Raw genomic sequence first — 19,827 nt, forward strand, 5'->3', positions numbered from 1 at the left:
AAAGCAATGGGCTTAGGTTTTGACGATGGTTGCTGGGCCGCCACGTTTGATCGGCTGTCCTAACGTTGTGACTGGTGGATCAATCCACGCGAGTCGCTCGACGATTTGCGCAGGATCGGTTTTCGTTGGAACCGATCCCCACAGTCCAGCCTGGTCGTTGCCATAGCGCAGTAGACCGATTGAACAATCGGGCGCGCCGTGATGTCCGTGTTCAAAGTGCTCGGCGTTGAGGTCTCCCGGGGACGCTCCAGCGTGATGGAAGAACACTCGCTGAATCGCTGTGATGTCCGATGGTTGGCCGGTCACAAACGTCCAACCGGGCCGCGCGTGATGCCGTTCAGCAAACTCCGCAATTGGACCCGGGGCATCCCGCCCGGGATCCGTCGTGATGGAGATCATCGAAACGCTGGCCCCCAATCGATCACCGAGTAACTGCTGCACGCTGATGAGATTACGAGTCACCGGGTAGTGCGGATGGGAGGCCAAACTAAAGAAATGAATGATGACCGTTCGATCCTTCACGAGATCGTCATAGAACAAATGTCGATGACCCGCATGTGTGACCACGGGCACATTGGGAACGAAGCGGCGTCGGGTCGAGACCTGGCCTGGCAACCAAGCGATTGCCGAATCATCGGTCGTGGTGGGTGAGGGGCTCATCATGCGGTGTCCTGTGTAGTCGATGAAATAGGTTCCGATGCGTTAACGGCTCAGCGGTCCATCACTATCGTTTTCATGCGCTGTAGCGTGTCCGGGGGTCGGTTGGACATGGGGTTGCCGCAGCAATTCCTGCGAGTAGAACCGTTCGGCCTGTTTAGGCGTGTCGAAGCCATGACCGGGCGGCACGATATCCCACCGAATCATCATGGCATGGTCTTCGTGGACAACGTTGTGACAGTGCATCACATGCTTGCCCAGGAAATCTTTCCACCGCATGAATACCGTCACTTCCCAATCGGGCAGCAGTAGTGCGACATCGCGGCGGGGGCCGCCCATGAACCGCCCATCACCTTTCACGTTGTCCTGGTTGCCGCGTAAATCCAACTTGGCGATGCCAAGAATTTCAAATAGGACAACGAGCACGCGGAAGTCATGGGCGGAGTGAACTCGAACTTGATCAAACGCCAGCGATTCATTGAGGAAACTGTCAATGTCGTCACGCAACTGGTCGCTCCCAAAATACGCCAGGATTCTCATGGCAAACTCGCCGGCGATGTGTTTGATTTGCATTTCATCATGAATGCCGTCGACCCGGGTTTTGAACCGCAGTTTCGCCTCCAGTTCGTTTCGAGGTTTGGGCTCACCCTCGTTCTTACCGACCCACGGGATTGGGGCGTTTTCTTGGCCCGGACCTCGGCTCTGTTTCATCGCTGCCGCTTGTGCTTGCCATTGCTTTCCGTCCTGGCGAAATTGCTGGAGGAACTGTCGTCGTTCGGGGCCTTCGGCCGGCAGGTAGTTGTTGCGAGGTGCGAAGTACTTGGTTCGCTGCAGTACTTCAGACTCCTGTGCAGTGTATTGGTACTGGGGAACCCCGTTGATCTCCAGGATAATGAACTCGGTGAAGTGACTGTGGATAGGATGCGCCCACGTATTGCCTACGTTACGCATCGTCCAGATTTCGGCGGTGTCTTGTTCGATGCCCGCATCAATGCGGTTGGGATCGTAGGTCATCCCGTTGATGGTCCACAGACCGCCATCGAAATCAAATTCCCATAACCGTTCACGCCTCACTTCGGTCAAATCAACGGGGGGAAACGCTCGCATCGTGAGCGGCAACGTGCTCTTGTCTGGTGATTTTAGCGGTTGGTCGACGACAAATTTGACCAGGCCCAAATCGCGAAAGAACCATTCCGTGCCATGCTGGTCGGCAGGTTCGTCATGCCGATCGTGGTAGTAGATGTCTCGTTTGAATTCACGGCCCGAGGGACCTTGGCCATGAGGTTGGTCGAGCACGTTGACCAAGTACAGTGATTGAAATTTGAACTCCGAAAAGTCGATGATGATATCGTTTCGCTGAGCGACGCCCATATACAAACTGCGTGCCAGCAGTGGGCTCGGTTGAAAGTTTCCATCGCCCGCGATCACGATCAGCGGGATTTCGCCAACGAGATCGTTCGGCGAACCATCCGGCTTCGCTTCGGTATGCAGCACTAATTCATAAAACCGTGAGGGGCCGCCGTTGAGGATGCGGAAACGGTACTTGCGTGGTTCGACGTGCATGACCGGTTGGATGATGCGGTTGACCGTCAAACGATCGCCGAGGATCCCGTCGGTATTGAAACCGTCAAAGACGAGTTGTGGTGATTCGTCGTACACCGCGCCGTCGGCATGGGCGAGCCATTGGGCCCGCGCTTCGGCCGGCGTCTGGGGCACCGGGTTGGGCAATGCAAATAGCAGATCATGCAGCACCATGGGTACGTCATATTCGCCTGCTGGGAATCCCCAACCCTGGCCTTCAATTCCAATGTCCTGCAATTTTGCGGCGGGTATGGCGTCGCCGCCCTCGTCGGCTTTTTCATCGAAGATCGTATAGAAACCATCCAATCCGGCATACACGTTCGATGCGGTGAAATCCATTCGGTGATCGTGATACCACAGCGTGCTCAGTTTTTCATTGGGGTCATACCCGGAGGCGAAATTACCGTAGTGGTGATCCCAGTACTCGCCGGGGTTGATCCAATCGTTGGGATGGCCATCACTCTCTGAGGCGGTGTGGGCGTTGTGCAGATGCGTAGTTGTCGACGGCAACGCGAACTTGATACGACGACGCTTAGCACGATTTACCGAATCGTTGACGATTTCAGGTAACGCATTGATGCGCCTGACCATCACCGATTCATCGTAGCGGACACGGTAGGTCGGTCCCGGAGAACTCGCTTCGAGATGCAGTGTTTTTCCGGCCAGCTTTCCGGTGGCGGGACGTTGCCAATCCGCGCTGCGCTGCAACGGCAAGAAGGTGCAGTCATCGTAACGCCCATGGTTTCCATGGGCTTGCTTATTTGCCCGGTGGTCACAGAAGGCTGCAAACCCCCAGTTGTAACTGTCGTCGAGATACTGGCCGTGAAATCGCCACGCAAATTCGACTTCCCACATCGCATAGAAATTGACCGGTTTGAAATCAAAGAAACGCTGGTGGGCAAACGGATCGGGAAGATCACCGAGATCGATACTGATCTGTGCCAGTGCATCAGCGGTCTCGACGAAACGCTTCCAAAAACCAGCCAACCATGCCAAGTCCAGCTCTGAAGTCTGTTGCAACTGGCGTTTCGTTAATCGTGACTGGACTCGTTGGATATCCGTCGACGCGAGATGGGCCGGACAAAGCGGTACATTGCTTATCGGCGTTGGGCTCTCCGCCCCAGTAACCGCGAACCGCAACGGATACTCAGCGGGTTCGAAGGAAAAGATCGGTTCGGCGATGCAGGGACAAAAGAACCGTGTTTGGAACGGCAGTACTGCGGGGCTGGGGGCGCTGTCGAGCGACGGTGTGCCCTGGGGAGGTGTCAGGAACTTCAGTCGACTGGCCATCTCCGCTCGCACCGATTCGTCTAATGATTCGCCCGCCGAGGCCATCGCACCGCCGGTTGCCGACAATCCGGTGGCGATTCCGTGTTTGAGAAAAGTCCTGCGGTCGCTCATGGTTCGTGCCCTTGCTCGAGAAATCGGTACCTCCTGAAATATAGAAGAGACCGAAATGCGAGCTACGGAAACCAACCGGATTGCTACGGGCAGTCAACTAATTCCCACACGACCCCTTCGCCCGTCCCGTCGCCCCGGAAACGCACGATTGAGGTCTGCTGTTTCCGATTGAGGCATTTAATCGTATCGCTCAATCGTCGCTTGGGGTTCTGGTCGGGATGCGGTGGCAAGGGATCATCGATCCGCGAAGACCATCCTTCCTCTTCGAACGCAGACAACACCGCCTCTTGATTCTGAGCGCACCATTTGAAGTGCTTTACTAATGTTCCGTTGAAACGCAGCAGGCGCCGATCTGCATCCCAGTGTGGATGGGACGCCAGTGGAATCTCCGATCGCGGGGCAAACGGTTCTTCATGGGACAACTTCAGACTCGCGTAAATTCCCCCGCGAGCAACGCACGAGTTTGGCGTCGGATCCCACAATGTGGCATAGCCGCAGACCTCGTTCGCCACGCGCATTCCCGCTCCGGTCAACACAAAACAGGTGCCGTCGGGAAAGGTCAAATCTCCCGTCGGTCGAAACGCCCGCCCGTCATCCGTCTCGCTGGTCACCTCGCGTCGATGCTCGACGAGATTGCTCCGCACCATCCAGCGAAAATCATTGAGACTCAATTCCAGGTCGATCAACACGTCGAGTTCAACAGCGAACTCCCAGTGGTCAGCACGCGTTTGATCGGCATATTGTCTTGCCTCGAGCAAACAGGCCAAAGCAGGCCGAATGCGTGGTGGCAACTCGCCGAACTTCGTTGGCTGGGTAGACGGCAACATAGGTGGGCTCCGATTCCAATGGTGCGAGTGAGGTAGCACACGCGACATGGCCAGGGCGTCGGCGGGTGGCGTGCGTACCACCCATGCTAACGCCCCCACTGGACGAATTCAAGCGTTTGAGACATCCAGCCCGGCGCGAGAATATCGGGGTGGGTTCAGCTCAGGCGAGTGGAGCGGTCAGGCGGCCAGGGGGTGCCTGAGCGCGAGACCGTGGGGCGCGAGACCGTGGGGCCGTGACCGCGAGACCGTGGTCACTGCGCCTTCGATCGCGTGCCGGTGCTGCTGAAGATGATTGCTTGCCCGTCCATCAGTGGCCGGGCGGCGGTGGCGAAGCCGCGTTGGTAGAGGTGCTCTTTGAGTTTGCGGAGTTCCCCAAAACTGTCGGAATAGACCCATACCGTAATCGTCGTCGTGTTGGGGTCGCGTCCGGCCAATTCGACGTCGAGGAAGCTGCGGTTTCTGAGTACTTCGTTAATCGGTTGCCCTGCTGTTTCGGTGAGCGGCTCAAAGGCAACGGCGCCGAGGCGTGCGGTCATCGCCATCCCTGTCCGGCCGTCCTGGGTGATCCGCCCGATCGTTCGTTCGATGACGTAGTTGGCCACGTAGTCGCGAACGGGCCCGACCGTGGCGGCTGAATTGCCCGGCTTTCGAGTCATCCGCTGCACGTCTTGCTTGATCTCATCCATCAGATTTTCGACGGGCACGACAGACAAACGGCCCGCCTTCAGACGCAGGTCAATCTCGTCGCCGAAGACGGTCTTGGCCATCGGCGTGGGCAGATGTTCGACAGCGACAAGGGGCGCTTCTTCGTTGGCCAAACGATCTTTGGTGCCCGCGAGCGTGGCAATTTCGGATTCCGCCTCGTGAATTTCACGCTGCAGTTTGGCACTGCGCACCTTCGATTGATCGAGTTTGGACTGGGCCTCCTCCCACGCCGATTCTGCGATGGCCTGGAGGTCGAGCATTTGACCTCGGGCCGCACTGAGCTGAGCGATCTGGGCATCGTAGCGAAGGAGTTTCTCTTCCAACTCCAACGATTCCCGCTGGGCCGATGCAGCCCGCATCGCCATCTGACCGAGTTGATCGAGTTGGCTGCGTGAGGCAACCTCCACGGCTGAGTCATCGGCATCGAGACTCTGCTCCGTTTCCGATTCGGTGCGCATCATCTCGGTGATGTGATGGGTTTGCGTGCCCAGAATAACGACGAGGATAATCAGAATGCCAACGAGGTTGGCAACGATATCCAAAAACGCGTCGTGACCGAGTTCAATCGTGCTGCGGCGACGTCCACTCATGGCGATCTCCTTACAACTTCCACACCACTGTTCTGCATCAACTTCTCGAGTTCTCGAAAACGCTGTTCCGCATGCGGCCCAACGCTGACTTCCAGACGTGGTTTCCAATAGCCACCCTGCATCGTGGCCCCCCAGTTCGCAACGCGGTCACGGATCGCCGTGGCGAGCTGGATGGTCGGTTGATAGACCCCATTCTCGCCAAACGGGAACGTTTGCACCACGCGTCCTTGCTCGACGAGTTCGTACCGGTCGTGCTGGCATCGCATCGCGATGGGGCGAACGAACTCGGTCCCGCCCATCCCGCGGAACGCGTCTGGCAATGCCCAGTCCTCGCCGTCGGGACGGACTGTATTCTGAGCGACTTGCGGCGCGGAGGGTGCGGCGGAGGACGCGTCGGATGGTTGATTGGATCCCGATGCTGAGCCACTCTGCGGTGATCCTGCATGCCCCGCATCGCTTAACGCCATGGCAACCGCATTGGAACTGGCGGTGCCGCTGGCGGATGCCGGTTGCTGGGGCATGCCGGCTTGGCTCGGTTTCATCGTGGCCGCAGCGGTCGCGGAGGTCCCCGTCGGTGAGTCCCCACCGTCAATCTTAGCTTGCCCGTTGGCCCCTTCGCCGCCGGTTCCTCCGGGTTGGCCTCCGTCGGGGCCTCCTGGATTGCCGTTCTCAGCAAGCGACGTATTCTGCAGTGAGTCTGGATCCGTCGCCGAGCCACCGGAACCGCTCGAATTGTTGGACGGATCGGTGCCCGCAGGTGATCTCCCCTCTAGGAAATCATTCAGCGCATCGGATTGCGACTGTACCCCCGGGGCCGCCCCATAGCCGGTATTGCGGGAACCGGGTGGTTCGGAATAGGCGCCCGCAGCGAACCGTTGATCGCGTGCCATTGAAAATCCATTCGATTGAGCCTGTCGATCGAGATCGCGTGCCGACAGTGTGGGCAGCGCACGTGGTGGCCGCGCCGCGGCGCCGTTGCCGCCCGCATTCCCACCCGTCATCTCACTGGCCCCGGTGTTCCCGCCACGGCCCGGTCCGGAGGTATTGGATGTCAGTGCATCCTGAGCCGTCCCCGACCCGAAGCCTTCTCCGCCCCCGCTACCATTTCCCCGTCCTCGTCCGCCACCACCGGCTCCGCCACCCGCAAAACTGTAATTACGCGCCGCGGCCTCTTCGACCGCGGTTTCCATTTCTGCTCGCAGGACTTGATCGCCGCCGGGGAATGCTAAATCCACCTCGCCCGGCACGAGTTCGTATCCGTATTGATCGTCCCAATCCTTCATCAGCGCACTGGCGACACGGTACATATAGATTCCATTGGGGCGAACGATTAACAGCGGGTACGGTGGCGCTTTATCGCCGTACTGCTGAACCGCAAAGCGGCGTGCGACACGGAGGGCGGACCCGAGCGGATTGCTCAGTGGGCTGTCCGATTCGGTGGCCGCGAGCGCCTGCGCCTTGCTGATCCGCACGCCTTCGGGCATGACTTGCAAACCATCGGCATCGCAGATCACATAGACCGGGCGGCGTTGGGTGCCATTGGGGCCGCGGTGCGGAACGATTACCACGCGTGGCTTGCTGCCCCGCTCGCTCGACTCCAGTTCTTTGATATCGGCCCGCAGCTTGTCGGCTTCCGCTCGCATCAGCACCAGGGTTTGCTCATCCGTCTTGCTGTCCTTGGCAGGGCTGTCGGTCGACGCCATGGCCGTCTCGACTTCGGTATTGAGCGCCGCAAGTTTCTCTTTGATTTTTCGCATGTGAGATTCAACTTGCGTGATCTCATCACGTTTTCGCTCGAGGTCAGCGGTTTGCTGATCGCGATAAGAAACCAGCTCGCTGACCCGGAATTGTTCCTGTTGGATCATCCGTTCGGCGGCCGCCGCGGTCAATTGCGAGGGCGCCTCAGGACGGCTCGACGCAGCTGCGAGCGCTGCAGCATCGGGTGTTGCTGCGGCTGCGATTTTGTTTTCCAGTTCATGTTCGGCCTCGGCGACCGCTGCTTCCTTGGCGTCTTGAGCAACCAGCGCAAGCAACAGGATGAGCGTACCGAGCGTGCAAATCAGCACTGCCAAGAACGGGAAAAGCGACGGCGAAAGTCCGGCGCGGCGGCGACTCATGCGGCTCGTCCTAGCGAGGAATCAACAACCGCAGCGGCGCGGACACGTTCTTTCAGCGGAGCAGGTGGATTCTGCGACGCGGCGGGGTCACTGGACGACAGTAGTCGTGTGGACAGCACGTCGACCGCCCGGGCGAGCGTCGTCATCGCTTGAACGACCGCCGGATCAATCGTCTCGGCAGCGGCGGGGCGCGTCACGGCACCGCGGTCGGTGACCACCATTTTTAAGGCGTCACGCAGCGACGAATCCTGTTCGCTCTGCCGCGATGCCAGGGTGGTCATGGCCTCGGTATGCGTTAACAGCGTGCGGCGATGGGTGTGTACTTCCGAGGTCGTTTCCTGCATCGCCGCTCGCCACGCGGTGGTTTGTTCTCGCAGTGCGTCGCTGACCAAGTTGGCCGCGATGTCGAGGCGACCGATCGACGCGTCAATGCGATCGGCGTGGTGGGTCAGTGCGGGCTTCATGGCCGACTGCAGCAGTTGACGGAACTGCTCGGTACCCTCGGTTTGTTGGCTCCGCCAAGCTTGCTGGGCTTCCTGGATCGTATCGGCCCACAGTTTGGCTTGCGTGGACAGCGACTCGGCCACGGCCGTTTCAATCCCGCTGCACAGCCGCGTGATCATGACGGTTTGATCGTCGGCGGGGTCATCGTTGGGCAAACCGATCGCAACCAGGTTCCGTACCCGCTCGTCAATGTCCACGAGCAGGCTCTGCAGCCCGCGCTCGACAGGAAACTGTAAAAAGATCGCGACCACGGACAATACCAAACCCAGAGCGGTGGTATCGAACGCCACGTACAAACCGCTCTTGAGTCGATCGACCGCGGCGGTCCCGTCGGAAAAATCCAGCCCGCCGAGCGTCTGAGTGATCCCAATGACCGTGCCGAGAAAGCCCAGCATGGGAATCGCCCACACAATAATACGTATTAATCCGAGCGAGTCGTGGGCGGCATCCGCATCACGAACCGACAGCTCCCGCAGATCCTCGGGTAATTCGCCGGTCGTTGCCCGATGACTTTGGCGGGTGAGCACTTCGTCGAGACGGCGAACGACGGCGCTATTGCGAGTGCTCGCAGGCAGTCGGCTGAGTCCCACACGCCACAATCTCGCAGCATGCCCAGCGTCATTTTCACTCCGCCAACGCTGCGAGGGCGTTTGCGAGGAGTCATCATCGGCCGTTGGCGGTAACAGATCATCATCGCGGAGCAACTGCAACGAACGCTGCTGGGAAGCCGTCTCTAATGACATCAGTGCCAGAATCGCGATCGCTACCGCAAATAGCGTCGTCGCCGCTACCGATACGGGGTGCCCGAGGAAATACCGGTTCAACGGCTCCCAATCGATCACAAACAAAACCGCATAGAATACTGCACATCCGCCGAGTCCAGCCGCCATGGGCGTTAGTTTGCGGATCAATTTCATTCCCGGCGAGGGCGAAAGCGTCGAGGACGGTTGTTTTTTGGGAGGCTGAGTCATGGGACTGCGTTTCCGCGTGGGAGTGGTGAGCCGCCGAGCAGCGACATTTCTGGGAGGCTCAACCGTGAAATCACAGGCGAGCTGGCGCGACCATATCATGCCGGACGTACGAATCACCAGATCGACCGCTACAACCGCTCAACTTTACCTAAACGAAAAAATTCGGGTTTGCGGTGAGGTTGGCCAGGCCGGTATCAAGGAACAGTCGATCCGAAAGCACTCGCTCGGAGGGCGACAGGTCGATTGCAGGGTGGACGTCCGCCCGACGCAGTCAGCCCTTGCCAGCCAGAGACGCTCGAAGGGTGGGTTAAGTTTCCGTAGTTAGTCCCTAAGGGTCGTTGGTCGCGCATCGTGAGCGGTTCAGCAGCGAAGAGAATGGGCGTTGGGCTCCGGGCCCAACGGCTACTGGATTGATGTTTCCCTTCGCCGGGGGATCGAGAAGGCATGTCCAGCCATGCTAAAGAACGTAAAAGGCCGCCCGCAGCAAATGGCGGCGAGACGCGGCCGAAGCAACCTCGACCTGTATTTCACCCAACCAAAATCGAATTAGATACTCGGATTTCTCCATGAATCTCTTCCATCATCGCATCAAACTGTTACGAATCGTCCCGGGCCTCTTGCCACTCATCATCGGTATCGTGATTGGTTTGGCCTGGGCCTCGGATCAACCGGCGGCGGTGACTGCCCAATCACCCCCACCGAGCCCGTCGGCGCTGCCCGAAATGTTTCCCGCCGCAGCGTCTTCCATGGCCGCCGAACCCATCACGGATGGCAGTGGCCCCCTGGCGGAAGGGGTGGCGGTCCCGCCGGGATTTAGTGACCAGGTGGGCGAACGGGTGACCGTTGTGGAAGCTCGGGGTGGGCGTGACGTTGCCGGTTCGGGCGGATTGATCGGATTTTCCCACGTTGACAGTGAGGGAAGTCAGGTAATTACCATCGTAGATGCGGAAAAACGTTGGATGGCGGTGTATCATATTGATCTACAGGGCACGATCCGACTGGCCAGCAGTCGCGAAATTGCCGCCGACTTCACACTCCAGCTCAACGCCACGGCACCGTTGCCGGATCAAATCCGCCGCCTGCAAGGAATCCCGCCGCGATCTAACTGATCGCGGTGACGTCCTGCCGGCATTGGCGATCGATTCGGATGAGTCGCACGTAGGGATGAATGGAGTGGATCACACTCACTTTTCCTAACGCCCACTTCCGAATCTCCCGCGCTGCCATGGCCAATTATCTCTCGCTCGAAGAAGCTGCGAAAAAACTCGGTATCCCCACACAGAAATTGATCGACCTGAGGTCTCAAGGGCAGGTCCGTGGGTTCCGCGATGGCACAAGTTGGAAGTTTCCAGAAAACGAAATCGATCGGTTGAAGGATGATTTGCCGAACCTATCGGGTCTCGGATCGTCAATTGGCAGCGGCACGGGGTCTGGATCGCGAGGCGGCGGCCCGCTGACGAGCGATGACAGCGCGTTATCGCTCGGCGGTGTGATCGGCGACGATGACGCCGGCAGCAGCCTCGAACTCGGCAGCGAATCGTCCCACGGCGGCGATAGCGATGTGAACTTGGTCCCCGGGGACGCCTCCGATGGCAGCGACGTGCTCGTCATCCCGAGTGCCGGTGGGTCAGGGATTCTCGATCTCGATGGGCTCGACATTGCCGGATCAGCGATCTCCCATAATAGCGGCGAGCTGAATCTTGGATCGGGCAAGGGTGACGCGACATCGGCGGCTCAGTCCCAACAACCCGCCACCGCATCGGAAGACAGCGACGAGTTCAACCTCGGCAGCGTCCTGGATCTGGAGGAAGACATCGTCCCAGGCAGTGACCAGGACCTCGATCTTCGGCTGGATGACCAGGACGAGCGCGCCAGTGACTTGGAACTGCTCGGGGGCGTCGACCAGGGCGGCAAGACCGCACAACCCAGCGGTCGGGTCAGTGGCGACGTGCTCAGCGAGTTGGACCTGCTCGGCGGCGACTCCGTGGGCAGCGGCGTGCTCGGTGGCGATAGCGAAAATCTCATGTTGGGCCCCCTCAGCGGTCTGTCCGATACCGGCTCGGGCGTCGACGATGCATTGGCCGACGACGATCTGATGATCGCGGACGACGATGACGATCTGATCATCAGCGGCGAGGGCAACGACATTTCGATGGCTGGCGACAGCGGCATCGACCTGATGAGCCCCTCGGACAGCGGCCTGTCGCTCGAGAGTGAACCCTTGGACCTGGCCAGTAGCAGCGTCTCGTCGCTCGACTTGGGCGCCGAACTGACCGAGGGCAGCGGTTCGGGCGTCGGTAGCAGCGGTTACGGCTCAGGCTTAATTCCTGCCGACGATAGTGGATCGGATATCGATTTCCCTGCCGACGAGGAATTCCAACTGTCACCCTCGGGCATCCAGCTCGATAAGTCCGACGAGAGTGAATCGCAAGAAATTGACGTCGAGAATTCCGATTCCTTCGCCGGTGACTTCGACGAACCCGCCTTTGAAGAAGCCAGTGCGTTCGAGGAAGTCGACGCGTTCGAAGAGGGGCCCGCGGCGGTCGACGACGCTGGTGGATTTGACGACCACGACGCTGATGTCATCGATGAAGACGGGGCGACGCCCGCGGCGGGAGCCCCGGTCGGTGCCGCCACCGGATTCGAGATCCCCTTCACACTCCTGCAAACCGTCGGACTGCTGCTGATCCTGCTCGTGATGAGCCTCGGCGGCATGCTGATGACGGATCTGATCCGCAACATGTGGAGCTATTCCGAGCCCGCCGCCCCCGTCAGCTCGCTCACCGACTGGCTGATCGACGTTGCCGGTTGGGGCAAGTAAGCCAAACGTTCCCCAGCAGCCAGTCCGTTTTCATGAGGGTTTTATGAGCCGAGCCGCGTAAGCGGCCGGGTGGCTGTTTTTCTTTTTTCTCCCTGGGGCCGACGTCGCGTGAGCCGGCCGGGTGGTGTGTGGCACCCGATGCCTCACGGCATTCGGCTCAATGTTGTGGGTCTTGCTTCAACCACGAAATACACGAATGACACGAAATAGACCAGCACTGAATTTTCGTGTCATTCGTGTCATTCGTGGTTCAAAATCCACGCTGGATACACGGTCCGCTCGCATGTCTCTGGCACTGAACCGTTCTGTGGCACCCGATGCCTCACGGCATTCGGTTTAATTTTGCGGGTCTTGATTTGACCACGAAATACACGAATGACACGAATAGACCACCGCTGAATTTTCGTGTCATTCGTGTCATTCGTGGTCCAAAATCCACGCTGGATCCACGGTCCGCTCGCATGTCTCTGGCACTGAACCGCACTGTGGCACCCGATGCCTCACGGCATTCGGCTCAATGTCGCGGGGCGAAATTCGGCTGAATGAACGGGCGAGGGCGGGCCCCTCTTTTTCAGCTTTCACGGTATGGGAATTGTTTTGCGGTCGTCCCACTGCCCCTTCGCAATGGGCACTGGTAAATTGAAAAACTGAAATTTGCCCCCCACGACTCTTTTTCACCCTTCCCCGCGCATGCCCCACTTCATCGATCTCGGCATCAACGTCGACCACGTCGCCACCGTCCGCCAGGCACGCCGCACGACCGAGCCAGACCCCATTGTGGCCGCGGCGCTCGCCGAACAAGGCGGTGCCGATGGCATCACGTTTCACTTGCGCGAAGACCGCCGGCACATCCAAGATCGTGATGTGGAGCTGTTCATGCAGACCGTCCGCGTCCGCACAAACTTTGAACTCGCCTGTGCTGACGAAGTGCTCGCGATCTGCTGCCGCTTAAAACCGGACTGGGCACTGCTCGTTCCAGAGAGCCGCGAAGAGGTCACCACCGAAGGCGGATTGGATGTGGCGGGTGATCGCGGCCGGATTCGCGATGCGGTCAAGCGAATTGCCGATACCGGCATCCAAACCAGCCTGTTCCTGGACCCCGATCCCGCGCAGATCGAAGCTGCCGCCGCGCTCGGCGTCGATGCCGTCGAGCTGCACACGGGCCCATACGCGGTTGCCGCGGACCGATGCGATCTGTCCTCCCGCGATCAAACGATGATCGAACTCGAACGACTCTGCACTGTTGGTCATCAAGTCACCTCCCAGGGCATGCGGCTGCATGCCGGCCATGGACTGACGTATGCCAACGTTCGCCCCGTCGCAGCCATCGAAGGCATGCGAGAACTCAATATCGGGCACAGTGTCGTCAGCCGCGCCGTGATGGTGGGCATGAAGGAAGCCGTTGCTGAGATGCGTCGATTGCTCGACAGCGTCTCACTCCTGCACCTCCACAAATGAAATCCCGAACGATTGCAGCATCAACAGGTACAACAAGTAGAGTACCGGGACCAGCAGCAGCACCAACACCGTCGAGAGCATCAAACCAAAGGCCAAGCTCGCCGCCATCGGAATGAGCAGCTGTGCCTGGAATGATTTCTCAAAGAGCAGCGGTAACAGGCCGGCAATCGTCGTCAGACTGGTCAACATGATCGGGCGGAAGCGACGCTCACCGGCCTGCAGGAGCGACTCCAAGGGAGATTCGCCCGCCCGCACGCGGGAGTTGATGAAGTCGATCAGGACGATCGAATCGTTCACCACCACGCCCGCCAGTGCGACGAGGCCGAACATGCTGAAGAGCGTCAACGGCAACCCCAGCAGCCCGTGTCCCCACACGGCACCGATCATGCCGAAGGGCACAATCGCCAGGATCAACAGCGGTTGGGCATAGCTGCGGAATTGCAGCACCAGTAGCACGAACATGCATAAAATCGCGACCGCGAAGCCGACGATCAGGCTACCCACCGACTCACGGCTCTGCTCCTGCTGCCCCTCCCACCGGATCGACACGTTGGGGTACATGCGTGCGAACTCAGGCAGATAATCCTTCTTCAGCTCGTTGATGATCAGATCCGCGTTGGCAGTGGTCTCGTCCAAATCCGCTGAGATCATGATGCTACGCTGCTGGTCGACGCGGTTGATCTCCGAGAAACCACGCTGCAAATCAATCTCGGCGAGTTCACCGATCGGCCGCAGGATGCCGGACTTGTCGCTGACCTGTATCTCGCGAAAGTTCACCAGCGACGCTCGCTGCTCTTGCGGATAACGAACCATCAGCTTGACCTCGTGCCGCCCACGCTGCAGTCGCATGACTTCGGCGCCGTAGTACGTGTTGCGGACGGTCAGCCCCAGGTCCGTGGGCGTGACCCCGGTCGACAGGGCACTGTCTTTGACGCGGAATTGAAACTCCCACTTGCCGGGCGTGTTGTCATCGGAGATATCGTACACGCCGGCAAACTTCGCGACCCGGTCCTTCATCGTCTCGGTGGCGGCGAGAAGTTCGTCAACGTGATCACTCGTGGCCAGTAACTTGAACTCGATCGGTTTGCCGCCGGGGCCTGTGCCCACGCTGCCGAAGGTGATCTTCTCGATGCCGGGAATCTCGCCGACTTCGTGCCGCCAGCGATTGATCAGCTCTTCGCTGCCAATATTACGGATTTCCGGACCATGCAACTCCGCGAAAATCTGTCCGGAATTGCTGCCCGAGCCCCCCTGCCCGCCCATCGGACCCTGCGTGTTGGTAATCGTACCGACCTCGCGATAGGCTAATCGCACGGGGCCCAGGTAGGTGCCTTCGTCGACCGGATAGATCTCCTCGAGAGGGCGTTTCTCCGTCGCAGACCGCTGGGCGGCAATCTCATCGTTGACCCGGGCCAACGCCTCTTCCATCCTCCGCGTCGCGCGGTTGGTCGCCGACGCAGGCGTCCCATTGGGGAACACCACCGTCGCCTGCAAATAGTTGTTGTCGGTCTTGGGGAACAACACGCTCTTGACGATGCCGCCCCGAACCATCCCGAAGGTGCCGACTAACATGCCGACGGCAACGGCGATCGGTAGCACGGGGTTCCGCAAGCAGAAATGCAACGTGGGCACGTAGATATTCTTGGCAAACCACTCCATCGCGTCACTGGCGTGTCGGTTGCACCAGAACAGCAGCAGCGTGAAGGGGCGTAGCGGATAGGCGATGATCCCCAGAAATCGAAAGAACCCGTTGTGGGAATGAGCCAGGTGGCAGGGCAGCACAAACGTGCTCTCCCACAACGAGATCACCAGCATCGCGATCACCGCGAACGGGATCACGGCCATGAACTTGCCCATCACTCCCGATACGAAAAACATCGGGGCGAACGCCAGCACCGTCGTTGCGATCGAGGCCGCCACACTCGGTAACACCTCCGTCGCACCATCGACGGCTGCATCCATCAACGACTTGCCCATCTGACGGTGCGCGTAAATGTTCTCGCCGATCACGATCGCATCATCGACCACAATCCCCAACGCGATCAAGAACGAGAACAGTGACAACATGTTCAGAGTTTGGCCGCCGTAGACCAGCGCCGCACCGGCCCCCATGATCGAGATGGGGATCCCCAGGGCGACCCAGAACGCTAGACGTACTTCCAGGAAAAACGCTAACACGAGAAATACGAGCGTCAGCCCTTGGGCGCCATTGCGCATCAACAACGAGATCCGGTCGCGGACGTCCACACTCGTATCGCCCCACAGCACCAGACGGTACCCCGGCGGCAGATCCGCGGTCGCAGCGTACTCACGCACATCATCGACCAACGCCAGCAAATCCTCGCTCTTGGTACGCTGCACATTGACGACCATCGCAGGCTCGCCGTTGATCTCGCCCGTCGCGGTAACGTCCTCAAACTCGTCGCGAACGACACCGAGGTCCGCCACCGTCAACACCACGCCACCGGGCTGCGTGATCAAGGGCAGTTTTTCGATCTCCGAACCGATGCGGCCTTTGTTCTTCGCACGCAACAGGATCTCTTGGCCACTCGATTTCAACTGGCCGCCGGGCAACTCGATATTGCGGGAGCGGATGATGGCGGCGACCTGGTCCAGGGTCAGCCCATAGGAACGCAGCGTCTCCTCGGGAATTTCAACATCGATCTGATAAGGACGCGTCCCCATCAGCTCCGCGACGGTCACGCTGGGCAGCAACAACATTTCTGAACGAATTCGCTCGGCCACCTCGCGCAGAGCGAGTTCCCCATAATGGGTCCGATCCTCCGGTCCGATGATGCCGACCCGGATGGCCGTTTCGCGAAACGTGATCTGCTCAACGCTCGCGTCTTCCGCCAGATCAGGGAAACTGGGGATCCGGTCGACCTCACGATCAATCTCCGCCATCACCTTCTGCACGTCATCGACGTCGCTGCGAAGTTCCGCCAGCACATAGCCGCTGCCCTCCATCGCAATCGATGTCACCTTCTTGATGCCGTTGATCGAACGAATCGCCTCTTCGATTTTTTGACAAATCGCCTCTTCGGTATCCTGCGGTGTGGCTCCCGGATAGGGAACCTTGATCATCACCACCTCAAGCTCGAATTCGGGGAACACCTCACGCCGCATCGACCAAAACGAAGCCGCACCGATCACGATCAACGCCAACATCACAACGTTCATTCCGGGCGCGTTGTGAATCGCCCAGCCAATTAAGCGTTTCATTATTTATTGGCCTCCATGCTGTCGGCACTTGCGACCGCGTCCGCACTTGCGACCGCGTCGGCAGTGGCGACCGCGTCGGCGGGAGCCCGCACGGGGAAGGCGTCCGTGCGGATGCTGCCCATCGGTGAGACGACCACAAAGGCCCCATCGTGCAGCCCCGTGTCGGCAACCTCACAGATCCAAACTTTCCCCGCATCCGGTTCATTCTCATCTCCGACGGCAACGTCCTCCCCAGCACTGAATTCGGCGGTAGGGACGAATTCATCGACCGGTCGGATCCCACGCAGAACCCGCAACTCGCCCGCCACCCAGGAACTCGGATCGAAACCCGCCATCGGATCCATGGAATCCGGGGCGGATGATGCTGGGCGATCGACTGCACCTTGATCTTGAACAGGTTCCTCGGTCACGTCGGCAGCCATTTCGCCGTCGGTGGGCATTTCGCCGTCGGTGGGCGTCTCAGCCGCCTGCTTGCTCGTTGTTTCATCGGCCGGTAATAGCGAGGTCTCCAGCACACTGGGGTCGGCGACGAACTGCCAAACCCGGTTGCCGGGCTTGAGGGCCTCGCTCGGCAACACGACCAGCTCCACAGCCGGGTCGAGCTCCAACCTCAACGACACAAACATGCCGCGAACGAGTGTCGTCGGTCCCGCCACGTCACCGGGATTGTCTTGGGAGTTGAGGACTTTGCCGTCACGGATGACCTGGAACGCTTGCGGTTGATCGACCACGATCCGCACCGGAACCGTCCGGGTCCGCTCATCCAATCCGATCCCGTCGTAGCCACTCAGCTTGCCCTTCCACTGATAGACGAGGCCCTCACGGCCGGACACGATATACCGCACCAACACGGGCGTGGGAGGCAATTGGTAGCCGCGATCCTGATTCGGGGCCGGTTCCTGTAGCGGGGCCAGAGCATCAGCGGCGTTTCGTTTCGCATCGCGATGGGCCCCTTTTTGATTGAGTACCCAGTACAGTTGGTCGACCCGCAGTTTGGACGCGACCTCGACTTTCGAGGTGTCCTCCATCGTCACGACAGGACTGCCTCGGGACACAAACGTATTGATTTCCGCCTGCTCGCTGACGATGACGCCGTCCATCGGAGCGATGATCTCGGTCCGCTGCAGATTGATCTTGGCCGCATCGAGCTGCAACGCGGCCAGCCGCTCGGAGGACTCCAAGCGGGTGCGTTTTTTCTTGGCGAGGTCGATCTGGTTCTGATAGAGCAGCAATTGTTGTTCAGCGGTGAGTACCGCCCTTCGCGCTTCATCGAGTTCCCCCTGGCTAGCGTATTGCTTCGGCAGCGCCTCCCGCCGTTGAACCTCCCGCTGCTGCAGTGCGATATCCGCCCTCGCTAATTCGATCGAACGGTTCGTGTTGATGATCTCCTGATCGACTTCGCCGAGCGACTCGTACGCCTGCTGCTGCTGACGCTGCAACCGTTTGACCTCGAGGTCATAGTCGGTGGGGTCGATTTTCATCAATACGTGTCCCTTGGTCACGTATTTTCCCGCTTCGCACAACGGTGACTTCTCGACGATTCGGCCGGCAACCTCCGTCGCCAGACTCGCCTCGCGATAGGGCACCACCGTACCATCGGCGCTCAGATGCAGCTTCTCGCCCGTGCTCGCGAGCGATCGGACGGGCACCACATCAACCGCCGGCAGAGCAAACAGACGCCCCACGGGCGTGTCATCGATCGGTGGCCGGGCCGGCGATTCCACATTGCCGAGATACCACACTAATGTGCCGGCGGCAGCCAACAGCAGCACGGGCAGGAGGAGATTGAACAGCATCCATTTCGGTAGATTCTGGCTGGGATGAACCGGCAGTTCAGTGGCCGGATCCCCGTCCGCGGCGCCCGACAGCGCCCCCGCCGATCCGTCACCGCCCTGGTGATCGGCGTCCGCGGAAGTAGGCGGATGGGACGCTCGATCGGCCGCAGACCGCGACTTCACGTCCTCGCTGTACGGGTTCTCAACCGGTTTACCGCTTGGTTTGAGTTGTGTTGATTCAATGCTCATGACGACCGTTGCTTTCGAGGTAGATTCGTCGATCATTTGTTGAGGAAGAAGGGTTTTCCAGGCGATCAAGTTCCTGGAGGATGTCAGAACGCCCACAGACAGCGAGGGTCGATGCGGTGATGTGCCGGCATAAGGACTCCGGGTCATAATGCTTCGCCAACGTCTCCGGTGCAATCATTTGCTCGAGCACCGGCCCCCCAATGCGATAATGCAGGCACTGGCCGACGACACCCAACGCGATCTGTGTGACGAGCGTGTCGTCGAATGCGGTTGGGCCGCTGCCGAGAACGGGCGTGTTCGAGGCGCCTTCCCGCAAGGGCTGTATCAAATGTTCAATCGTCTGGTACAAGGCATCGAGGATCGGCTTGAAGTACTCTTGCACCAGTACCTCGAGGACTGCGGTGGGGGCCTGCATCTCACGCATCATCAGCATCGCTTCGAAACCACGCTCGTCGCCAGCGAGCATGCGTGAGAGCAGTGTCAGGACGATTCGTCGGAGCGTTTCCTGCGGCGGTGCGTCGCCGATCGCAGGGGCCGGAAACTCTCGCTGGCGTGTTTCCCGAATGTCGTCAATGACGGCCCGGTACAGACCCATCTTGTCGCCAAAATAATAGCTGACAGCGGCCACGTTCACACCCGCTTCCTTCGCAATCTCACGCACCGTCGCCCGGTCGAACCCCCGCTGAGCGAAGACCGGCACGGCCGCGGCGATCAAGCGATCTGCCGGTTCGCCGGCCTCATCACCCCCGTCCGCCGACGGCGCCAGCCCTGGGGGCGGGATCGACTTGGGATCAGCTGAACTGGACATCAAAATAAAAACTCAGGAAAAGGAGTGCCGCCACGCTCTGGCGAACGCAGCTGCCGTCGATCTTTCACAACCGCCGTCGCCAGACGGAGGAGAAGTCGTCGCCATCATGACTGAAGCCTGCAAAAAGTAAAACACCTGTTT

General features: G+C 59.6%; 12 protein-coding genes. 3 read left to right on the forward strand and 9 right to left on the reverse strand.

The annotated features are described in order from the left end of the window. Positions 1–12: 12 nt before the first annotated feature. The 6 genes from SH410x_RS10135 to SH410x_RS10160 form a co-directional block, all read right to left on the reverse strand. Positions 13–660, reverse strand: coding sequence for an SCO family protein (locus tag SH410x_RS10135; protein WP_473676388.1), 648 nt, complete (start codon positions 658–660; stop codon positions 13–15). 42 nt (positions 661–702) lie between these two features. Then, positions 703–3,639: a multicopper oxidase domain-containing protein gene (locus SH410x_RS10140; protein WP_473676389.1), complete on the reverse strand. Its 2,937-nt coding sequence runs from the start codon at positions 3,637–3,639 to the stop codon at positions 703–705. An 83-nt stretch (positions 3,640–3,722) separates the two neighbouring features. Continuing rightward, positions 3,723–4,466 (reverse strand): hypothetical protein, encoded by a 744-nt coding sequence (locus SH410x_RS10145; RefSeq protein WP_473676390.1) that lies wholly within the window; start codon positions 4,464–4,466, stop codon positions 3,723–3,725. A 251-nt stretch (positions 4,467–4,717) separates the two neighbouring features. Further along, positions 4,718–5,761 carry a coiled-coil domain-containing protein gene (locus SH410x_RS10150; protein WP_473676391.1) on the reverse strand — a complete coding sequence of 348 codons (1,044 nt, stop codon included), beginning with the start codon at positions 5,759–5,761 and terminating at the stop codon, positions 4,718–4,720. Beyond that, entirely contained in the window at positions 5,758–7,878 is a 2,121-nt protein-coding gene (locus SH410x_RS10155) for a hypothetical protein (RefSeq protein WP_473676392.1), read from the reverse strand. Before SH410x_RS10155 ends, SH410x_RS10150 begins: the two co-directional genes overlap by 4 nt. Next, complete coding sequence (locus SH410x_RS10160) at positions 7,875–9,353, reverse strand: MotA/TolQ/ExbB proton channel family protein (protein ID WP_473676393.1); 1,479 nt, start codon at positions 9,351–9,353, stop codon at positions 7,875–7,877. The genes SH410x_RS10155 and SH410x_RS10160 overlap by 4 nt, the downstream gene beginning before the upstream one ends. Before the next feature lie 566 nt (positions 9,354–9,919). Here SH410x_RS10160 and SH410x_RS10165 point away from each other — a divergent pair. The 3 genes from SH410x_RS10165 to SH410x_RS10175 all read left to right on the forward strand — a co-directional run bounded on the left by SH410x_RS10165 (position 9,920) and on the right by SH410x_RS10175 (position 13,632). Beyond that, positions 9,920–10,462, forward strand: a complete 543-nt coding sequence (locus tag SH410x_RS10165; protein ID WP_473676394.1) for a hypothetical protein — start codon at positions 9,920–9,922, stop codon at positions 10,460–10,462. Between the two features lie 116 nt (positions 10,463–10,578). Beyond that, complete coding sequence (locus SH410x_RS10170) at positions 10,579–12,174, forward strand: helix-turn-helix domain-containing protein (RefSeq protein WP_473676395.1); 1,596 nt, start codon at positions 10,579–10,581, stop codon at positions 12,172–12,174. A gap of 690 nt (positions 12,175–12,864) precedes the next feature. Further along, positions 12,865–13,632 carry a pyridoxine 5'-phosphate synthase gene (locus SH410x_RS10175; RefSeq protein ID WP_473676396.1) on the forward strand — a complete coding sequence of 256 codons (768 nt, stop codon included), beginning with the start codon at positions 12,865–12,867 and terminating at the stop codon, positions 13,630–13,632. On the opposite strand, the gene SH410x_RS10180 is transcribed toward SH410x_RS10175, so the two are convergent. The 3 genes from SH410x_RS10180 to SH410x_RS10190 are packed head-to-tail and all read right to left on the reverse strand — an operon-like array spanning position 13,609 to position 19,686. Next, on the reverse strand, positions 13,609–16,854 hold the full coding sequence (locus tag SH410x_RS10180) for an efflux RND transporter permease subunit (protein WP_473676397.1): 3,246 nt from the start codon (positions 16,852–16,854) through the stop codon (positions 13,609–13,611). The two genes, SH410x_RS10175 and SH410x_RS10180, sit on opposite strands and share 24 nt — an antisense overlap. Continuing rightward, on the reverse strand, positions 16,854–18,878 hold the full coding sequence (locus tag SH410x_RS10185) for an HlyD family secretion protein (RefSeq protein WP_473676398.1): 2,025 nt from the start codon (positions 18,876–18,878) through the stop codon (positions 16,854–16,856). Before SH410x_RS10185 ends, SH410x_RS10180 begins: the two co-directional genes overlap by 1 nt. Continuing rightward, positions 18,868–19,686, reverse strand: a complete 819-nt coding sequence (locus SH410x_RS10190) for a TetR/AcrR family transcriptional regulator (protein WP_473676399.1) — start codon at positions 19,684–19,686, stop codon at positions 18,868–18,870. The genes SH410x_RS10185 and SH410x_RS10190 overlap by 11 nt, the downstream gene beginning before the upstream one ends. Between the last annotated feature and the right edge of the window lie 141 nt (positions 19,687–19,827).

The organism is Rhodopirellula sp. SH410, assembly GCF_055811895.1.

Bases quoted from the DNA above. Each gene is read 5' to 3' on its own strand.
- SH410x_RS10135 (WP_473676388.1), bottom strand. From the start codon at position 660: ATGAGCCCCTCACCCACCACGACCGATGATTCGGCAATCGCTTGGTTG.
- SH410x_RS10140 (WP_473676389.1), bottom strand. From the start codon at position 3,639: ATGAGCGACCGCAGGACTTTTCTCAAACACGGAATCGCCACCGGATTG.
- SH410x_RS10145 (WP_473676390.1), bottom strand. From the start codon at position 4,466: ATGTTGCCGTCTACCCAGCCAACGAAGTTCGGCGAGTTGCCACCACGC.
- SH410x_RS10150 (WP_473676391.1), bottom strand. From the start codon at position 5,761: ATGAGTGGACGTCGCCGCAGCACGATTGAACTCGGTCACGACGCGTTT.
- SH410x_RS10155 (WP_473676392.1), bottom strand. From the start codon at position 7,878: ATGAGTCGCCGCCGCGCCGGACTTTCGCCGTCGCTTTTCCCGTTCTTG.
- SH410x_RS10160 (WP_473676393.1), bottom strand. From the start codon at position 9,353: ATGACTCAGCCTCCCAAAAAACAACCGTCCTCGACGCTTTCGCCCTCG.
- SH410x_RS10165 (WP_473676394.1), top strand. From the start codon at position 9,920: ATGAATCTCTTCCATCATCGCATCAAACTGTTACGAATCGTCCCGGGC.
- SH410x_RS10170 (WP_473676395.1), top strand. From the start codon at position 10,579: ATGGCCAATTATCTCTCGCTCGAAGAAGCTGCGAAAAAACTCGGTATC.
- SH410x_RS10175 (WP_473676396.1), top strand. From the start codon at position 12,865: ATGCCCCACTTCATCGATCTCGGCATCAACGTCGACCACGTCGCCACC.
- SH410x_RS10180 (WP_473676397.1), bottom strand. From the start codon at position 16,854: ATGAAACGCTTAATTGGCTGGGCGATTCACAACGCGCCCGGAATGAAC.
- SH410x_RS10185 (WP_473676398.1), bottom strand. From the start codon at position 18,878: ATGAGCATTGAATCAACACAACTCAAACCAAGCGGTAAACCGGTTGAG.
- SH410x_RS10190 (WP_473676399.1), bottom strand. From the start codon at position 19,686: ATGTCCAGTTCAGCTGATCCCAAGTCGATCCCGCCCCCAGGGCTGGCG.